General features: G+C 68.4%; 15 protein-coding genes. 4 read left to right on the forward strand and 11 right to left on the reverse strand.

Annotated features, from left to right (window positions below; all coding sequences use genetic code 11):
• Positions 1 to 41 precede the first annotated feature (41 nt).
• The 7 genes from sepIVA to ACJH7A_RS02130 form a co-directional block, all read right to left on the reverse strand.
• Positions 42 to 779: a cell division protein SepIVA gene (sepIVA, locus tag ACJH7A_RS02100; RefSeq protein WP_020103794.1), complete on the reverse strand. Its 738-nt coding sequence runs from the start codon at positions 777 to 779 to the stop codon at positions 42 to 44.
• Between the two features lie 87 nt (positions 780 to 866).
• Positions 867 to 1,343, reverse strand: a complete 477-nt coding sequence (coaD, locus tag ACJH7A_RS02105; protein WP_212811913.1) for a pantetheine-phosphate adenylyltransferase — start codon at positions 1,341 to 1,343, stop codon at positions 867 to 869.
• Positions 1,344 to 1,386: 43 nt separating this feature from the next.
• The gene (gene rsmD, locus ACJH7A_RS02110) at positions 1,387 to 1,944 is read right to left on the reverse strand and encodes a 16S rRNA (guanine(966)-N(2))-methyltransferase RsmD (protein WP_212814854.1); all 558 of its coding nucleotides are present in this window, start codon (positions 1,942 to 1,944) and stop codon (positions 1,387 to 1,389) included.
• The gene (locus tag ACJH7A_RS02115; protein WP_212811914.1) at positions 1,941 to 5,324 is read right to left on the reverse strand and encodes a pyruvate carboxylase; all 3,384 of its coding nucleotides are present in this window, start codon (positions 5,322 to 5,324) and stop codon (positions 1,941 to 1,943) included. The genes rsmD and ACJH7A_RS02115 overlap by 4 nt, the downstream gene beginning before the upstream one ends.
• Positions 5,325 to 5,358: 34 nt before the next feature.
• The gene (locus tag ACJH7A_RS02120; protein ID WP_212811915.1) at positions 5,359 to 5,967 is read right to left on the reverse strand and encodes a vitamin K epoxide reductase family protein; all 609 of its coding nucleotides are present in this window, start codon (positions 5,965 to 5,967) and stop codon (positions 5,359 to 5,361) included.
• Entirely contained in the window at positions 5,964 to 6,797 is an 834-nt protein-coding gene (locus ACJH7A_RS02125; protein WP_212811916.1) for a thioredoxin domain-containing protein, read from the reverse strand. Before ACJH7A_RS02125 ends, ACJH7A_RS02120 begins: the two co-directional genes overlap by 4 nt.
• Positions 6,798 to 6,845: 48 nt before the next feature.
• On the reverse strand, positions 6,846 to 7,994 hold the full coding sequence (locus tag ACJH7A_RS02130; RefSeq protein WP_212811917.1) for an alpha/beta hydrolase: 1,149 nt from the start codon (positions 7,992 to 7,994) through the stop codon (positions 6,846 to 6,848).
• On the opposite strand from ACJH7A_RS02130, the gene ACJH7A_RS02135 reads away from it, so the two are divergent.
• The 3 genes from ACJH7A_RS02135 to ACJH7A_RS02145 all read left to right on the forward strand — a co-directional run bounded on the left by ACJH7A_RS02135 (position 7,993) and on the right by ACJH7A_RS02145 (position 10,445).
• On the forward strand, positions 7,993 to 8,841 hold the full coding sequence (locus ACJH7A_RS02135) for an aldo/keto reductase (protein ID WP_212811918.1): 849 nt from the start codon (positions 7,993 to 7,995) through the stop codon (positions 8,839 to 8,841). The two genes, ACJH7A_RS02130 and ACJH7A_RS02135, sit on opposite strands and share 2 nt — an antisense overlap.
• Before the next feature lie 5 nt (positions 8,842 to 8,846).
• The gene (locus ACJH7A_RS02140; protein WP_212811919.1) at positions 8,847 to 9,683 is read left to right on the forward strand and encodes an aldo/keto reductase; all 837 of its coding nucleotides are present in this window, start codon (positions 8,847 to 8,849) and stop codon (positions 9,681 to 9,683) included.
• A gap of 372 nt (positions 9,684 to 10,055) precedes the next feature.
• Complete coding sequence (locus ACJH7A_RS02145; protein ID WP_212811920.1) at positions 10,056 to 10,445, forward strand: hypothetical protein; 390 nt, start codon at positions 10,056 to 10,058, stop codon at positions 10,443 to 10,445.
• A gap of 323 nt (positions 10,446 to 10,768) precedes the next feature.
• Here the strand turns inward: ACJH7A_RS02145 and ACJH7A_RS02150 are convergent, their stop codons facing one another.
• The 3 genes from ACJH7A_RS02150 to ACJH7A_RS02160 are packed head-to-tail and all read right to left on the reverse strand — an operon-like array spanning position 10,769 to position 15,389.
• A complete protein-coding gene (locus ACJH7A_RS02150) occupies positions 10,769 to 11,476 on the reverse strand; it encodes an HNH endonuclease family protein (RefSeq protein WP_406801355.1) in 708 nt (235 codons plus the stop codon).
• Positions 11,473 to 13,695 (reverse strand): ATP-dependent DNA helicase RecG, encoded by a 2,223-nt coding sequence (gene recG, locus ACJH7A_RS02155; RefSeq protein ID WP_406801356.1) that lies wholly within the window; start codon positions 13,693 to 13,695, stop codon positions 11,473 to 11,475. Before recG ends, ACJH7A_RS02150 begins: the two co-directional genes overlap by 4 nt.
• Positions 13,696 to 13,697: 2 nt before the next feature.
• Positions 13,698 to 15,389 carry a DAK2 domain-containing protein gene (locus ACJH7A_RS02160; protein ID WP_406801357.1) on the reverse strand — a complete coding sequence of 564 codons (1,692 nt, stop codon included), beginning with the start codon at positions 15,387 to 15,389 and terminating at the stop codon, positions 13,698 to 13,700.
• A gap of 250 nt (positions 15,390 to 15,639) precedes the next feature.
• Between ACJH7A_RS02160 and rpmB the strand changes: the two genes are divergently transcribed.
• Complete coding sequence (gene rpmB, locus ACJH7A_RS02165) at positions 15,640 to 15,834, forward strand: 50S ribosomal protein L28 (RefSeq protein ID WP_029105766.1); 195 nt, start codon at positions 15,640 to 15,642, stop codon at positions 15,832 to 15,834.
• A 193-nt stretch (positions 15,835 to 16,027) separates the two neighbouring features.
• Here the strand turns inward: rpmB and ACJH7A_RS02170 are convergent, their stop codons facing one another.
• Entirely contained in the window at positions 16,028 to 16,711 is a 684-nt protein-coding gene (locus ACJH7A_RS02170; RefSeq protein ID WP_212811924.1) for a uracil-DNA glycosylase, read from the reverse strand.
• Positions 16,712 to 16,715 lie beyond the last annotated feature (4 nt).

The following is a 16,715-nucleotide window of genomic DNA, read 5'->3' on the forward strand; positions in this document are numbered from 1 at the left end:
CGGCGCCGATCGTCGACCGGACGCCATTCCCGCAAAGCGGTTCAGCGCTGGGCGTAGTCGTGCGTGCCGGCGGCGGTGCGCAGCTGGTGCCGGCCCCGGCTGACCGAGCGCAGGGTGCCCTGGAGGTGCTCCTCGAACTCGGCGAGCTTGGTGTCGACGTAGATGTCGCACTCGCCCCGCAGGCGGTCGGCCTCGGCGTGCGCGGAATCGATCATGCGGGTGGCCTCGGCGTGGGCGGTCTGAACCACCTCGGTCTCGGACACCAGGCGCTGCTGCTCCTTGATGCCCTCCTGCACGGCCTTCTCGTAGGACAGGTTGCCGCTCTCGAGCAGCCGGTCGACCTCGGCCTTGGCCCGGTTGGTGCTGGCCTCGTACTCGCGCTTGGCGGTGCTGGCGATCCGGTTGGCCTCTTCGCGGGCCTCGACGACCATGCGCTCGCTGTGCGCACGTGCCTCGGAGACCATCCGGTCGGCCTGCGCCTTCGCGTCGGCCAGCAGCCGGTCCGCTTCGGCACGGGCGTGGTTGACCAGCGAATCCGCCTCGGCCGTGGCCGACGACACCATCGAGTCGGCATGCTGCTTGGCCTCGCGCAGCATGCCGTCGCGCGCGTCGAGGACGTCCTGGGCGTCGTCCAGTTCGCCCGGGATCGCGTCCTTGATGTCGTCGAGCAGTTCCAGAACATCGCCCCGCGGCACCATGCAGCCCGCGGTCATCGGCACTCCGCGTGCCTCTTCCACGATCGCGCCGAGCTCGTCCAGCGCCTCAAATACTCGGTACACGGCAACATCCTCCAGGCGTAGTTGGTTGTTACCAGTGTGCCTGTTGTTACTCGTGTGACTCGGCTTTGCCGACCGGTGTGTCGCGACCTATCCGGCCAGCTTGGCCTGCAGCCGCTTGTTCACCACCGCAGGCAGCAGGTCCGTGACATCGCCGCCGAGGGCCGCCACCTCCTTGGCCAACGACGACGACACGAACGAGAACTGCGGCTTGGTCGCGACGAAGAAGGTGTCGACGCCGGCGACGTGCCGGTTCATCTGCGCCATCTGCAGCTCGTACTCGAAGTCGGTCCCGGTGCGCAGGCCCTTGACGATGGCCGTCAGCCCGCGCGCCCGGGCGAAGTCGACGACGAGCCCCGACCCGGCCTCGGCGCGCAGGTTCGGCAGGTGCGACGTCGCCTCGGTGATCATCGCGATGCGTTCCTCGGCGGTGAACATGCCCTTCTTGTTGGGGTTCACCAGCACCGCCACCACCACCTCGTCGAACTGGGCCGCCGCCCGCTCGAAGACATCGAGGTGACCAAGGGTTATCGGATCGAAGGATCCCGGGCAGACCGCACCACTCATAGCCCATGACGGTACAAGGCGCGGGCGCCTCAGGCCCGACTGGTCAGCCGGCCCACTCCGCCATTTCCAATCGGGTGTCGCCGTAGCGCCGCTCCTTCAGCACGGTCCAGCCGGCCGGCCAGACGAGCGCTGGGCCGGACGCCGGGCGCTCGATCACCGCGACGGCACCCTCGGCCAGCCAGCCACCCGAAACGAGCTGCCCGACAACGGCTTCCACGTCGGCGGCCGGCACGTCGTAGGGCGGGTCCGCGAACACCAGGTCCACCGGCCGCGGCGCCGTCGTCGCCGTCACGCTGGACGCCGTCCCGCACCGGACGACGGCGCCGTCGACCCCGAGTTCGGCGATGTTGCGCGAGATCACCGCCGCGGCGCGCCGGTCGGCCTCCACGAACAGGGCCGACGCCGCACCGCGCGACAGTGCCTCCAGCCCGAGCGCCCCCGATCCGGCGTACAGGTCGAGCACCCGGGCCCCGTCGAAGTCCACCCGGGCCGCCAGCACGTTGAACAGCGACTCGCGGACCCGGTCCGTCGTCGGTCGAGTCCCTTTGGCGGGCACCGAGATCCGGCGGCCGCCGTGGCGGCCGCCGATGATCCGGGTCAGCTGATCACCACGAGCAGATCGCCACCTTCCACGCCCGCGGTGGGGGTGACGGCGATCCGCGCGACGGTACCGGCCTTGGGTGCGGTGATGGCCGCCTCCATCTTCATGGCCTCGATGGTGGCGATGGTCTGGCCCGCATCGACCTGGTCACCGACCGCGACGCCGACCGTGACGACACCCGCGAACGGGGCGGCGACATGGTCCGGGTTGGTGCGATCGGCCTTCTCGGCAGCCGGCACGTCCGCGGCGATGGCGCGGTCACGCACCAGCACGGGCCGCAGCTGCCCGTTGATCAGGCACAACACGGTACGCATGCCGCGCTCGTCGGGCTCGGAAACCGCTTCCAGGCCGATGAGCAGCTCGACGCCCTTCTCCAGCTGCACGCGGTGCTCTTCGCCGCGGCGCAGGCCGTAGAAGAACTGGTTGGCACTCAGCCTCGAGGTGTCGCCGTACTCCTCGCGGTGCGCCAGGAACTCCTTCGTCGGGCCGGGGAACAGCAGCCGGTTCAGGGCACCCTGGCGCACAGGGCCGGGGGTCGCCAGCTGGGCCTCGTCCTCCGCGGTCAGCTGCTGCTCGGGCCGGGCCGGGCCGCGGCCCTCCAATGCCTTGCTGCGCAACGGCTCCGGCCAGCCGCCGGGCGGGTCACCCAGCTCGCCGCGCAGGAATCCGATGACGCTGTCCGGGATGTCGTAGCGCGACGGGTCGGCCGCGAAGTCATCGGCGGTGACGTGCGCACCGACCAGCGACAGGGCCAGGTCACCGACCACCTTGCTCGACGGCGTCACCTTCACCAGGCGGCCGAGGATGCGGTCGGCACCGGCGTAGGCGTTCTCGATCTCCTCGAACTGGTCCCCCAGGCCCAGCGCGATGGCCTGCTGGCGCAGGTTGCTCAGCTGGCCACCGGGGATTTCGTGGGTGTAGACGCGGCCGGTCGGCGCCGGCAGGCCGGACTCGAACGGCGCGTAGACCCGGCGCAGCGCCTCCCAGTACGGCTCGAGGTCGCAGACCGCCTCCAGCGACAGCCCGGTGTCGTACTGCGTGTGCGCGGCCGCCGCGACGATGGACGACAGCGCGGGCTGGCTGGTGGTCCCGGCCAGCGGCGCCGAGGCACCGTCGACGGCGTCGGCGCCGGCCTGCCAGGCGGCCATGTACGTCGCCAGCTGCCCGCCCGGGGTGTCGTGCGTGTGCACGTGCACCGGCAGGTCGAAGCGAGACTTCAACGCCGACACCAGTTTTGCCGCGGCCGGCGGTCGCAGCAGGCCGGCCATGTCCTTGATGGCCAGCACGTGCGCACCGGCTTCGACGATCTCGTCGGCGAGCTTGAGCCAGTAGTCCAGCGTGTAGATCGTCTCGCCGGGATTCATCAGGTCGCCGGTGTAGGACATCGCGACTTCGGCCACCGCGGAACCGGTTTCGCGCACCGCCTCGATGGCGGGACGCATCGACGAGACGTTGTTGAGCGCGTCGAAGATCCGGAAGATGTCGATGCCGGTCGCCGTGGCCTCTTCGACGAACGCCGATGTCACCAGCTCCGGGTACGGCGTGTAGCCGACGGTGTTGCGGCCGCGCAGCAGCATCTGCAGACAGATGTTGGGCAACGCCTCACGCAGTGCGGCCAGGCGCTCCCACGGATCTTCCTTCAGAAAGCGAAGGGCCACATCGTAAGTGGCGCCACCCCAGCACTCGACCGACAGCAGCTGCGGCGTCGACCGGGCGATGTACGGGGCGATCTCCAGCAGACCCGTGGACCGCACGCGGGTGGCGAGCAGCGACTGGTGCGCGTCGCGGAAGGTGGTGTCGGTGACACCCACGGCGGGGGTGTCACGCAGCCAGCGCGCGAAGCCCTCGGGCCCCAGCTCGTCCAGCCGCTGCTTCGACCCCGCGGGCGGCGCCGCCTTCAGATCGACGGCGGGCAGCTTGTCGCGCGGGTACACCGCCGCTGGGCGCGGCCCGTGCGGCTGGTTGACCGTCACATCGGCGAGGTAGTTGAGGATCTTGGTGCCACGGTCGGCGCTGCTGCGCGCGGTCAGCAACTGCGGACGCTCGTCGATGAACGACGTCGTCACCTTGCCGGCGACGAAGTCGGGGTCGTCGAGCACTGCCTGTAGGAACGGGATGTTCGTCGAGACGCCGCGGATGCGGAACTCGGCCAGGGCCCGCTTGGCGCGCGCCACGGCCGTCGTCAAATCCCTTCCGCGGCAGGTCAATTTGACCAGCATGGAGTCGAAGTGGGCCGAGACCTCGGCACCGAGGTTGGTGCCGCCGTCGAGCCGGATGCCGGCGCCACCCGGGGTGCGGTAGGCGGTGATGCGGCCGGTGTCGGGCCGGAAGCCGTTGGCGGGATCCTCGGTGGTGATGCGGCACTGCAGCGCGGCGCCGCGGGCCTGCATGGTCTCCTGGCTCAGACCCAGCTCTTCGAGCGACGAGCCGGACGCGATACACAACTGCGACGCGACGAGGTCGACCGCGGTGATCTCCTCGGTGACGGTGTGCTCGACCTGGATGCGCGGGTTCATCTCGATGAACACGTGCTGGCCGCGCTGATCGACGAGGAACTCGACGGTGCCGGCGCACGTGTAGCCGATCTGCCGCGCGAAGGCCACGGCGTCGTTGCACATGCGCTCCCGCAGTTCGGGATCCAGGTTCGGCGCGGGCGCCAGCTCGATGACCTTCTGGTGCCGGCGCTGGACGCTGCAGTCGCGCTCGAACAGGTGCATGACGTTGCCGTGGGTGTCGGCGAGGATCTGCACCTCGATGTGCCGCGGGTTGACGACGGCCTGCTCCAGGAACACCGTCGGGTCACCGAACGCCGAATCGGCTTCGCGGGACGCCGCTTCGATGGCTTCGCGCAGGTCGGCCGGGTCGGCCACGCGGCGCATACCGCGGCCGCCACCACCGGCGACGGCCTTGACGAACAACGGGAACTGCATCTGCTCGGCGGCGGCGAGGAGGTCGTCGACCGACGACGACGGCTCCGACGAAGCCAGCACGGGCAGCCCCGCGGCGCGGGCCGATTCGATGGCGCGCGCCTTGTTGCCGGTCAGTTCGAGAATGTCGGAGCTGGGTCCGACGAATGTGATGCCCGCGGCGGCGCACGCGGCCGCCAGTTCGGGGTTCTCCGACAGGAAGCCGTAGCCCGGGTAGATCGCGTCGGCGCCGCATGCCAACGCGGTGGCGACGATGTCGTCGACGTTCAGGTACGCCCGGACCGGATGGCCTTTCTCCCCGATCTGATACGACTCGTCAGCCTTGAGCCGATGCAGCGAGTTGCGGTCTTCGAACGGGTACACCGCGACGGTCGCGATACCCAGTTCGTTGGCTGCGCGAAAGGCCCGGATCGCGATCTCACCGCGGTTGGCCACCAGGAGTTTGGAAATCACCCAGTGACCCTAGCGGTTACGGCCAGCTGAAGCACTAGATCAGCGTGGACCAATAACTCCAGAATCGATCAAGGATCAGCAGGGCGATCGCGGTGATCCACACGGCGTACAGCGGCCACCGCCACTGGTACAGGGTGTCCGCCACTTTGTTGCCAGCGGCCAAGGGCCGCAACGCAATTGACGCCACCACGATCAGCAGCGCCATGGTGACGACCCAGACCACCATGCAGTACGGGCACAGGGCGCCGATCTCGTACAGGCTCTGGTAGATCAGCCAGTGCACGAACACCGCACCCAGCAGCGTGCCACCGGCCAGACCCGCCCAGTACCACCGCGGCAGCCGCACGCCCGCGACGGCGAGCACGCCGGTCACGATCACCACGCTGAAGGCGGCGATGCCCAGGAGCGGGTTCGGGAATCCGAACAGCGAGGCCTGTTTGGTCAGCATCACCGACCCGCAGGACAGCACCGGGTTGATGCTGCACGACGGGACGTACGACGGGTTCTGCAGCTGCCGGACCTTCTCGACGGTCAGCACGAACGCGGCGACCTCGCCGATGATGCCGGCGAGGAGAATCCAGACGGCGGCGGGGCGGCTGACCGCCACCCCCACCTGCCGCTGCGACGTGTCGACGTCGGTCACTGGTGCGGTGCCGGAGCGGGCTGCGGTGCCGGGGCGCCCGGGGCCGGAGCGGCGGGGGCTGCCGGTGCGGCGGGCAGGTTCGGCAGATCGGGCGCGACGGCCTTGATCTTCTCGATCAGGCTGTTCGGGTCGCCGTTCGGGACCAGGCTGGTCTCGGTGCCGTTGATCTTGATGGTCGGGGTGCCCTGGATCTCGGCGTTGCGGGCCATGTTGTTGACCATCTCGGTGTAGACGCCGTTCTCGACGCACTTGCTGACCGGATCGTTCGGGCCGACGGCGACACCGGACTGGCGTGCGTACTCGAGCAGCTTGGCGTTGTCGGGGAACGTCGCCGCGGTCTCCTCGGGCTGGTTCTTGTACAGCGCTTCGTGGAAGCGCCGGAACGCGGCCTTGTCCTCGTCGGCGACGCAGTACGCCATGGCGCCGGCGCGCGTCGAGTACGACTTCGGGTCACCACGGCCGATGATCGAGACGATGTTGTAGTCGACGGCGATGTCGCCGTTGTCGATCAGCTTGGCGATGGTCGGGCCGTACGTCTTCTCGAAGACGCCGCAGACCGGGCAGAGGAAATCCTCGTAGATCGCGAGGGTGACCTTCGGGTCCTTGGTGCCGGGGTTGGTGACGACGTTGCTCGCCGCGATCTGGACCGCCTGCACCTTGTGCGGGTCGGCCTTGGGCTTGCCGTTCATGACGATGTACGCCACCAGTACCACCGCGAAGATGATGACAAGCGCGGTCAGCCCGCCCTTGACCACCCAGTCCCGCTTGCGGTCCGCAGCCTTCAGGTCATAGCTGGCGTTCTTCGATGACTTCGACGATTTCGACGGCACGGCGTCAAGGGTACCGACGCCGTCCCCGAACTCGGCCGGAGCCGTACCTCAGCGGGTGAGGTGTGCCCGGAACGCGGAGATGAAGTCCGCCGTCGCGACCGCGCTGTCGCCGCCGAGCGGGAAGAAGTTCGCGAAGGCGTGGACCAGGGATCCGTACCTGCGGTGGTCCACCGGCACGCCGGCGGCGGCCAGCGCCGCGGCGTAGGCGTCGCCTTCGTCGCGCAGCGGATCGAACCCACCGGTGAGCACGAGCGCGGGCGGCAGACCCGACAGATCGTCGGCCAGCAGCGGCGACACCCGCGGGTCCGCCGGATCGAGCGCCGATTCGGCGAGGTAGTTGGCCCGGAACCAGTCCATGTCGACCTTGCTCAGGAAGTAGCCGTCGGCGAACAGCACCTTCGACCGGGTGTCGCCCGCGAAATTCGTGACCGGATAGATCAGCAACTGCAGGGCAGGCAGCGGCGCGCGGTTGTTCCGGGCCAGCTGGGAGACGACGGCCGCCAGGTTGCCGCCGGCACTGTCGCCACCCACGGCGATCCTTGCCGGGTCGGCGCCCAGCCGCGCCGCGTTCTCCACACACCAGAGATAGGTGGCGTAGCAGTCGTCGGAGGCGGCCGGAGCCGGGTGCTCAGGGGCCAGCCGGTACTCGACGGAGACGACGTGCACGCCAGCGTCCCGGCTGATGAGCCGGCACAGCCCGTCATGCGACTCGATGCCGCCGACGACGAATCCGCCGCCGTGGAAGAAGACCAGCAGCGGCGCGGGCCCGGTGGTGTCGGCCCGGTAGTGGCGGGCGCGCAGGGGTTCGACCGGACCGGGAACCGTGAAGTCGGTCGTCGTCACAGCGATGGCCGGGTCGAGGTACTGCGACAACGCCAGCAGCTGAGTGCGCGAGACGTTGATGTCGCTGCTCACGACCAGGCCCCCGGCGCCGGTGGCGTTCTGCGCCGCCAGCATCAGCTGCAGGGTGGTGTCCAGGGTGTTGCCGTCGATCGTGACGCGACGCCCGCCGAGCAGCACGCGCTTCAGCCGGTCGGGAATCTTGGGGAGGACACGCAGGGCGATGCCGCCGGCCCGGGTCAGGACCGCGAGGCGCAGGCGGTTGGGCCGTCCGACCGGATGCTCGGGCCGGACGACCAGTTCGGCGTCGGTTGTCGCTGCCGACAGCTCAGCGTCGCCTGGCATGCTCATTGTCATGGCTGATCCTTCAGGTGCTCCGAGTCCAACACTGACGCTCAACGACGGTACGTCCATTCCCGTGGTGGGTCTCGGGGTGTGGCAGACACCGGCCGAGGACACCGAACGCGCCGTCAGTGCAGCATTGCACGCCGGATATCGCCATATCGACACCGCCGCGGCCTACGGCAACGAGGACGGCGTCGGCCGGGCCGTCGCCGCCTCCGGCATTCCGCGCGAGGACGTCTTCATCGTCACCAAGCTGTGGAACTCCGACCAGGGTTATGAGAAGACCCTCACCGCGTTCGACGCCAGCATGGCGCGGTTGGGGCTCGATTACCTCGACCTGTACCTGATCCACTGGCCGACGCCCGCCCAGAACCTGTTCATCGACACGTTCAAGGCTTTCGCCCACCTGCGTGACCAGGGCCGGATCCGCGCGATCGGCGTCAGCAACTTCGAGCCCGAGCACCTCAAACTGCTCATCGATGCCACCGGGATCGTGCCCGCGGTGAACCAGATCGAGCTGCATCCGCGGCTGCCGCAGGCCGAGCTGCGGGAAACACACGCCCGCTACGGCATCGCCACCGAGGCCTGGAGCCCGCTGGGCCAGGGTTCCCTGCTCGCGGACCCGATCGTCACCACCATCGCGGAGCGACACGGAAAAACGCCAGCACAGGTGCTGATTAGGTGGCATATACAGCTGGGTAATATCGTCATCCCGAAATCGGTGAACCCAGACCGGATTGCGAGCAATTTCGACGTGTTTGATTTCGAGCTGAGCGAAGCGGACATCGCGTCCATCGCGACCCTCGACAACGGCACCCGCCTGGGCCCGGATCCACGAACATTCAACTTCACAGGGTAGGTGACATGGCCTCCGCAGAGATTCCCAATGTGGCGCTCCACGACGACAACACGATCCCGGCGCTCGGTCTCGGTGTCGGCGAGCTGTCGGACGCCGACACCGAGCGCGCCGTCTCGGCCGCGCTCGAGATGGGCATCCGCCTGATCGACACCGCCGCCGTCTACGGCAACGAGGAAGCCGTCGGGCGGGCCATCGCGTCGTCGGGCATCCCGCGCGCCGAGATCTTCGTGACGACCAAGCTGGCCAACGCCGACCAGGGTTTCCAGGCCGGTCAGGACGCCTTCAAGGTCAGCCTGGAGAAGCTGGGCCTGGAGTACGTGGACCTGTACATGATCCACTGGCCGGCCGGCGACATCAGCAAGTACGTGGACAGCTGGGGCGCCCTGATCAAGCTGCACAACGACGGCACCGCGAAGTCCATCGGCGTCTGCAACTTCTCGGACGAGGACCTGTCGACCATCATCGACCTGAGCTACGTCAGCCCGGTGGTCAACCAGATCGAGCTGCACCCCCTGCTCAACCAGTCGGCGCTGCGCGCGGTGCACGCCGAGCGCGGCATCGTCACGCAGGCCTATAGCCCGCTGGGCGTCGGCAACCTGCTGACCCACCCGACCGTGCAGTCCGTCGCCGCCGAGTACGGCAAGACCCCGGCCCAGGTGCTGATCCGGTGGAGCCTGCAGCTCGGCAACTCGGTCATCCCCCGCTCGTCGTCGCCGGAGCGCATCGCCGAGAACCTCGACGTGTTCGGCTTCGAGCTGGCCGGCGAGCACATGGACGCCCTGAACGGGTTGGACGACGGCACCCGCTACCGCCCGGACCCGGCCACCTACACCGGCATCTGAGGCACCGGCGGTTCATCAACCGATACCGACACAAGTGGTCGTTCTCCCATCGGGGAGGACGACCATTTGTGTTTGGCGCGAACGATTTTGGGTAGTGGCGACGGGCGCCTGGGCTGCCCTGTCACAGATGTGCCCTGTGGGTCACGTGTGCCGATTGTGGAAAAACTCGCAGCAATTGATTCGTGTTAACTATCCCACTATTACCGCTGGTGCGTTAATTTGATATTGCGTCCATTTATTCCGGCGCAACCAGACATCATCGAGCAGGGGGTTCGAGAAATGGTTCATTCATTCAAGAGCACTTCGCAATTAACGGCTCCGACAATTGGTCGCTTCTCCCAGCGCTTGCTATTGGGTGCGGCAACAATTGGCATGGGCGCATTGCTATTCACATTCGGAGCGGGCACGGCACAGGCCGACACCTCCACCACCGGTGTGGCAGGCCACAGCAACGCACCCACCTCCAGCGCGAGGGCGGCAGCCGCGGGCAGCCCGGTGGGCGGCATCGCGGGCGCACTCGACGGCACGGTGAAGACAGTGGCCGGTGCGCTCCACGGCACCACCAAGACGCTGGCCGCTGACCTCAACGGCACCACCCACACCGTCGCCGCCGACCTCGACGGCACCACCAAGACCGTCGCGGGCGGACTGCACAACACCACCAAGACGGCCGCAGGCGCACTCGATGGCACCACCAAGACCGTCGCCGGCGCACTCAACGGCACCCTGAAGACGATCGGCGGCATTTTCGGACGCCGCTGACGGATACCGCAACAGACAGGAGCGAATTTGGCATCAGGCTGCGGCGAATTGTTGACCGATTGCTGAATTGACGGCATTTCGACCCGAAATTCAGTCGCCCCGCCATCGGTCATTTCGCCGTGGTCGTATGAGCAGATATTGGTTGCCGAGACGTGGTAGCTCGGCAACCAATATCTGCGCAATTTCCACCGCTTCGGCTCGAAATTAGCGGTTCCACCGATCTCAGGAATGCCAGCAAACGATTCCCTGCTCTTTTTTGTGCGGAATCGCTCATGCCGGCAACAAAATCGCGGAATCTCGGCGATGTACTGGAACCAGCCGACCTAGTTCACCGGACAGGTGGCCGCGGCATCGCGCAGGACGGGCACCGACGGCGCGTCCACGGGCAGCCCATAGCCACGCAGCACCGCGATGTACTGCACGGCGTACTGGCACCAGAAGCCGTGGTTCGGCGGCATCCAGTCCGAGGGCTGCTTGTCGCCCTTGTCCTGGTTCGCTTTTCCCGAGACCGCGAGCAGATTCGCCGGATCGTTGGCGAACCGCAGCCGGAGTTCGTCATTCCAGTCCCTGGCGCCGAGGTCCCAGGCCAGCGCGAGCGGCACGATGTGGTCGATCTGCACCGCAGCGCCGATCTGGTTGCCGCGGGTGAATGCGATGGTGTCGTTGGTGTAGGGGTCGCGGAGGACGCCGGTCTTCACCGCCTGCGGGCAGCGCTTGATCGACACGATGGTCTTGTCGGTGAGATCCCGGTTCAGGATGTCGTTGCGGGTGTCGCAGCCGTTGTGGCCCTCGGGCGCCGAATTGTCGTCGGTCCAGGACTCGCCGAACGCCGCGCGCCGGTAGTTCGGGTCACGCACCCGCCGCGGGATGACGGCCAGGCCCGCCAGGATGTCGGTACCGGGAGCGATGGTCGGGACGACGGCGCCGTCGACACCATCGGCGACCGCCGCCGGTTCGTCGGCCGTGCCGACCTGGATGGCCACCACCACCGCCAGCACCACAGCCGCCACCAACCACAGCAGGCGCTTCACGCCTTGTCCAGGTACTCGACGCGATCGGTGTCGACGAATTGGGCGGCGAGTGCGGACATGCCCGGATCATCTGGATTCTGCGCGTAGGCCGCCTGACAGAAGGCACGGGCCGACTCGATGACTTCCTGGTGATCGGCCAGCGACAGGAACCGCAGATGCCCGGCCCGTCCGGATTGGTTGAGACCGAGGACGTCGCCTTCGCGGCGCTCCTGCAGGTCGAGATCGGCCAGTTCGAAGCCATCGAGGGTGCCGGCCACCGCCTCCAGCCGGGCACCGGCTTTCGATCCCGGCGGCAGCTTCGTCGCGAGCAGGCACAAGCTGGCGTGCGAGCCGCGGCCGATGCGGCCGCGCAGCTGGTGCAGCTGGCTGATGCCGAAGCGGTCCGCGTCCATCACGACCATGACCGTCGAGTTGGGCACGTCGACGCCGACCTCGATGACGGTGGTGCACACCAGCACGTCGATCTGTCCGGCGCGGAAGGCCGACATGATGGCGTCCTTCTCGTCACCGGGCAGCCGGCCGTGCATGAGCCCCAGCTTGAGGTCCTTCAGCGGCCCGGCCCGCAGCTTGCTGTACAGCTCGACGACCGTCACCGGCGGCGGTCCGGCCTGATTCTTCTCGTCGCCCGTCTTGTCGTTCTCGTCGATCCGGGAGGCCACCACGTAGGCCTGCCGTCCCGCCGCGACCTCTTCACGGATGCGGGCCCACGCCCGGTCGAGCCACGCCGGTTTCTGCGTGACGAAGATGGTCTTGGTGTCGATCGGCTGCCGGCCGCGCGGCAGCTCCCGCATGGTGGAGGTCTCCAGGTCCCCGTACACCGTCAGCGCCACGGTGCGCGGGATCGGGGTGGCGGTCATGACCAGCAGGTGTGGCGTCAGACCGTCAGGGGCCTTGGCACGCAACCGATCTCGCTGCTCCACCCCGAACCGGTGCTGCTCGTCGACCACGACCATGCCGAGCCGGTCGAATTCCACGGCGTCCTGCAGCAGGGCGTGGGTGCCGATGACGATGCCGGCCCGTCCGCTCGATACTTCCTCGCGTACCTGGCGCTTCTGCTGCGCGCTCATGGACCCGGTCAGCAGCGCCACCGAGGTCGCATCGTCGGGGGCACCGAGCTGGCCCGCCATGGCGAGCGGCCCCAGCACGTCGCGAACCGACCGCGCGTGTTGCACGGCAAGCACTTCCGTCGGCGCGAGCAGCGCGCACTGGTATCCGGCGTCGACCATCTGCAGCATGGCGATCAGCGAGACGATGGTCTTGCCCGAGCCGACCTCACCCTGCAGCATCCGATTCATGGGCCGGGACTCGGACAACTCTGCCGACAGCACCTCGAGCACGTCACGTTGACCCGCGGTCAATTCGAACGGCAACCGGTCACGCAGGGCGGCCGCGAGACCGGTGTCGATCGGCGGCGCCGGCGGACCGGACTGTGACTGGGTGCCGTGCCGGCGGGCGGCCAGCGCCCACTGCAGCCCGGCGGCCTCGTCGAAAGTCAGCCGTTCCCTGGCCTGTTCGCGATCGGCTTCGCGCTCGCCGAGGTGGATGTCACGCAGCGCCTGGTCCTCCGAGATCAGGCCCCGCTGCGCCCGGATGGATTCCGGCAGCGGATCGGCTATCGGATCCAGTACCGCGAGGACCTGCAGGATGCACGCGTAGATGTCCCAGCTCTGCACCTTCGCGCACGCCGAGTAGATCGGGAAGAACTCCCGCTCGAACGCCGACATCTGGAGTTCGCCGTGCATCTTCTCGGAGGCGTCGGCGATCTTCTTCAGCGCCGGCGAACCGAACGTGCGGCCCGCGCCGGAACCCAGCACGAGGTGCGCGGGATGCGTCAATTGCATTGTGCGCCCGTAGAATCCGACCACGCCCGACAGCATCACCCGGGTGCCCTCGACGAGTGACTTCTTGAGGAACTTGGCGTTGAAGAAGGTGGCGGTGACCTTCGGGTTGCGGTTGCCCAAGGTCACCACCAGGTATTCGCGCTTGGGCGCCCGGTTGGTCCAGCGCGTCTCCGCTTTGGTGATGACGTCGACGAACGTGACGTGGTCGCCTTCTTCCGGCAGCTCGGTGTCCTCGCCGAGCACCGTCATGCCCTGGCTGTACTTGCGCGGGTAGTGCCGCAACAGATCGTTGACGGTGCGGATACCGAGGAATTCTTCCAGCGGCGCAGCCGATTTCGCGCCCAGTACGTGCACCAGTGAGTCGGTCAGCGCGACCACCGCTACTCCACCCCTATCAGAAGCGCATCGCCGCGGTGACCGGTGTGATAGGTCACCAACTCGGCCGCCAGGTGCTCCTGGCGCACATGCTCGGCCAGCGCGACGCCCACCTCGGCGTCGACGCCGGCGCCGGTCAGCACCGTGACCAGTTCTCCGCCCGACGACAGCAGCAGGTCGATGAGCCCGCTGGCGGCACTGACCAGGTCGTGCCCGACGATCAGCACCTCGTCACCGGCGATGCCCAGTCCGTCGCCCGGCCGGCACCGGCCGGCCCAGGTCAGCGCCGCCTCGGTGGCGATCCGGACCGAGCCGTGCCGGGCACCCGCCGCGGCGCGCGCCATGTTGTAACCGTCGTCGACGGCCTGCCGGGTGGGGTCGTGCACGGCCAGCGCGGCCAGTCCCTGCACCATGGATCCGGCCGGTACCGGCACGACGTCCATGCCCCAGCTGATCGCCGTGGCGCAACCGGCCACCAATTCCTCGGCGGCCAGAAAACCGTTGGGCAGCACCATGATCTGCGCGGCACCCGTGCCGACCAGCCCGGCGAGGAACTGCTGCGCGCTGACCGGTCCGCCGTCGGGCCGCAGCACGTGCGCACCCTCGCCGCCGAACAACTCCCCCGCGCCGTCGCCGTCGACGATCGCCAGCACGGCGCGGTCGCGGCTCCAGCCGCCCGACGGCCGGGCCCCGGCGGCGCCGAGCAGCGCGGTGACCTGAATCCTGCTGACAGCGCCCAGATCGAGAGCGGCCTCGATCGCGGCGCCGGCGTCGTCGGCGTGTACGTGCACGCTGTATTGGCCGCCGGCGACGGCGGTGGCGATGGCAACGGATTCACCGAGCCGCACCAGCCGGGCCCGCAACACCTCGACGTTGTCCGGGTCGCAGTCACCCAGCAGGTACATCACCTCGAATTGTGGTGGCGCGCCGTTGATTTCGTGGTGGTCATGATGGTCGTGATCGTGGTGGCCGTCGCCGTGCGCTGCCCGCGAGTGGCCCGGCTGGTACTGGGGCCGGGGCGTCGAGCTGCCGGACAGCGTCGCGGTCAGGGCATCGAGCAGGACCAGCAGACCGCGCCCACCGGCGTCGACGACGCCCGCTTCGGCGAGCACATCGAGCTGATCGGGGGTGCGCTCGAGCGCCACCGCGGCGGCGTCCGAGACGGCGGCCGCCATGGTCGCGAGGTCGGTCACGCCGTCCAGGCTCTCGGCTTCCAGCGCGGCCGCCTGCAGCACCGACACGATGGTGCCCGGCACGGTCTGCCCGACCGAGGCGACGGCCAATACCTGGGCGTGGTGCAGGGCCGCGGTGAATTCCGGCGCCGTGATCTCGCCGCACTCCCGGTCCTCACCACGTTGCAACGCGGCCTCGGCCACCACGTCCGCCACGCCGCGGAGAATCTGGGACAGGATGACGCCCGAGTTGCCGCGGGCGCCGTGCAGCGCCCCGGCCGACAATGCGGCCGAGACGGCCACCACGTCGTTGCCCGCCGCGTTCACGGCCTCGTCGGCCTGCGCGGCGGCGGCACGCATGGTGAACAACATGTTGGTGCCGGTGTCGGAATCCGCGACGGGGTAGACGTTCAGCCGGTTGATCTCGTCGGTATGGGCGATGAGGTGCAGGACCGCGGTGTGAGCCCAGTCGCGTAAGGCGATCCCATCCAGCGGACGGGGTGTGCGACCCACGCCAGCTGACATGTGACCTCCATCGCGTCCGCCCGGGTTCACCCCGATTCTCCAGTCGCCCGCCGGGTGCCCCTCGGCGCCCCGCCAGCCTAGCCACTGGCCCCGACAAATCTCCTGACCAGCTCCCGTGGAACACCGGCCACCAGACCCATTTTGGTGATCGTCGGGCCGCCCGGTATCCTGGTCAGGTTGTCTGTTCGCGCCGCACAACCCTGTGGCCGTCGGACTCAGACCCCAAGTACTGATTTTCGAGGAGTTCTTCATGGCCGCCGTGTGCGACATCTGCGGAAAGGGACCGGGCTTCGGCATGTCCGTCTCGCACTCCCACCGTCGGACCAACCGCCGCTGGGATCCGAACATCCAGACCGTGCGTGCCGTGGATCGTCCGGGCGGCAACCGCAAGCGCGTCAACGCCTGCACCTCCTGCCTCAAGGCCGGCAAGGTCACCCGCGGCTAGTTTCGGCTACCGCCGGGCGGCTTGATCCCGCCTGACAACTGAAAGCTTCACACCAGGGCGCTGCACGAAACCCGTGCAGCGCTTTCGTGTGTCTTCGGACGGTTCGCGGCCGCTCACCAGCCACGAGCGGCCGCATCGTGCACACCAAAATCGGCGTGTCGCCGTGCAGACACGGCCGCTCGCGGGAAATGGGTTAAGGCAGGCGCCAGTCGATGGGTTCTGCGCCGAGGCGCGTCAGCAGCTCGTTGGCCCGGCTGAACGGCCGGGACCCGAAGAACCCGCGCGACGCCGACAGCGGCGACGGGTGCACCGATTCGATGCTCGCGCAGCGTTCGCCGGTGAGCATGGGCTTGAGGGTCTGCGCGTCCCGGCCCCACAACACCGCCACGAGCGGCTGCGGCCGCGCGATCAGGGCGTTGATCGCGCACTCGGTGACGGCCTCCCAGCCTTTCCCGCGGTGCGACGCGGGATTGCCCGGCCGGACCGTCAGCACCCTGTTCAGCATCATGACGCCCTGCTTCGACCACGGGCTCAGGTCACCGCAACTGGGCGGCTCGTAACCCAGGTCGGCGGTGTACTCGGTGAAGATGTTGGACAGGCTGCGCGGCAGCGGCCGCACGTCGGGCGCCACAGAGAAACTCAGCCCGACGGCATGCCCGGGGGTCGGATAGGGGTCCTGGCCGACGATCAGCACCCGCACCTCGTCGAAGGGGAAGGTGAAGGCGCGCAACACATTCTCCCCCGCCGGCAGATAGCCGTGGCCCGCCGCGTTCTCGGCGCGCAGGAATTCACCCATCGCGGCGATTTGCGGGGCGACGGGTTCCAGGGCCGCGGCCCAGCCGGGGTCGATCAGTTCGCGCAGGGGTCGGGCAGTCACGCCA

Origin of the sequence: Mycobacterium sp. SMC-17 (assembly GCF_045310915.1) — a bacterium.
GTDB lineage: Bacteria > Actinomycetota > Actinomycetes > Mycobacteriales > Mycobacteriaceae > Mycobacterium.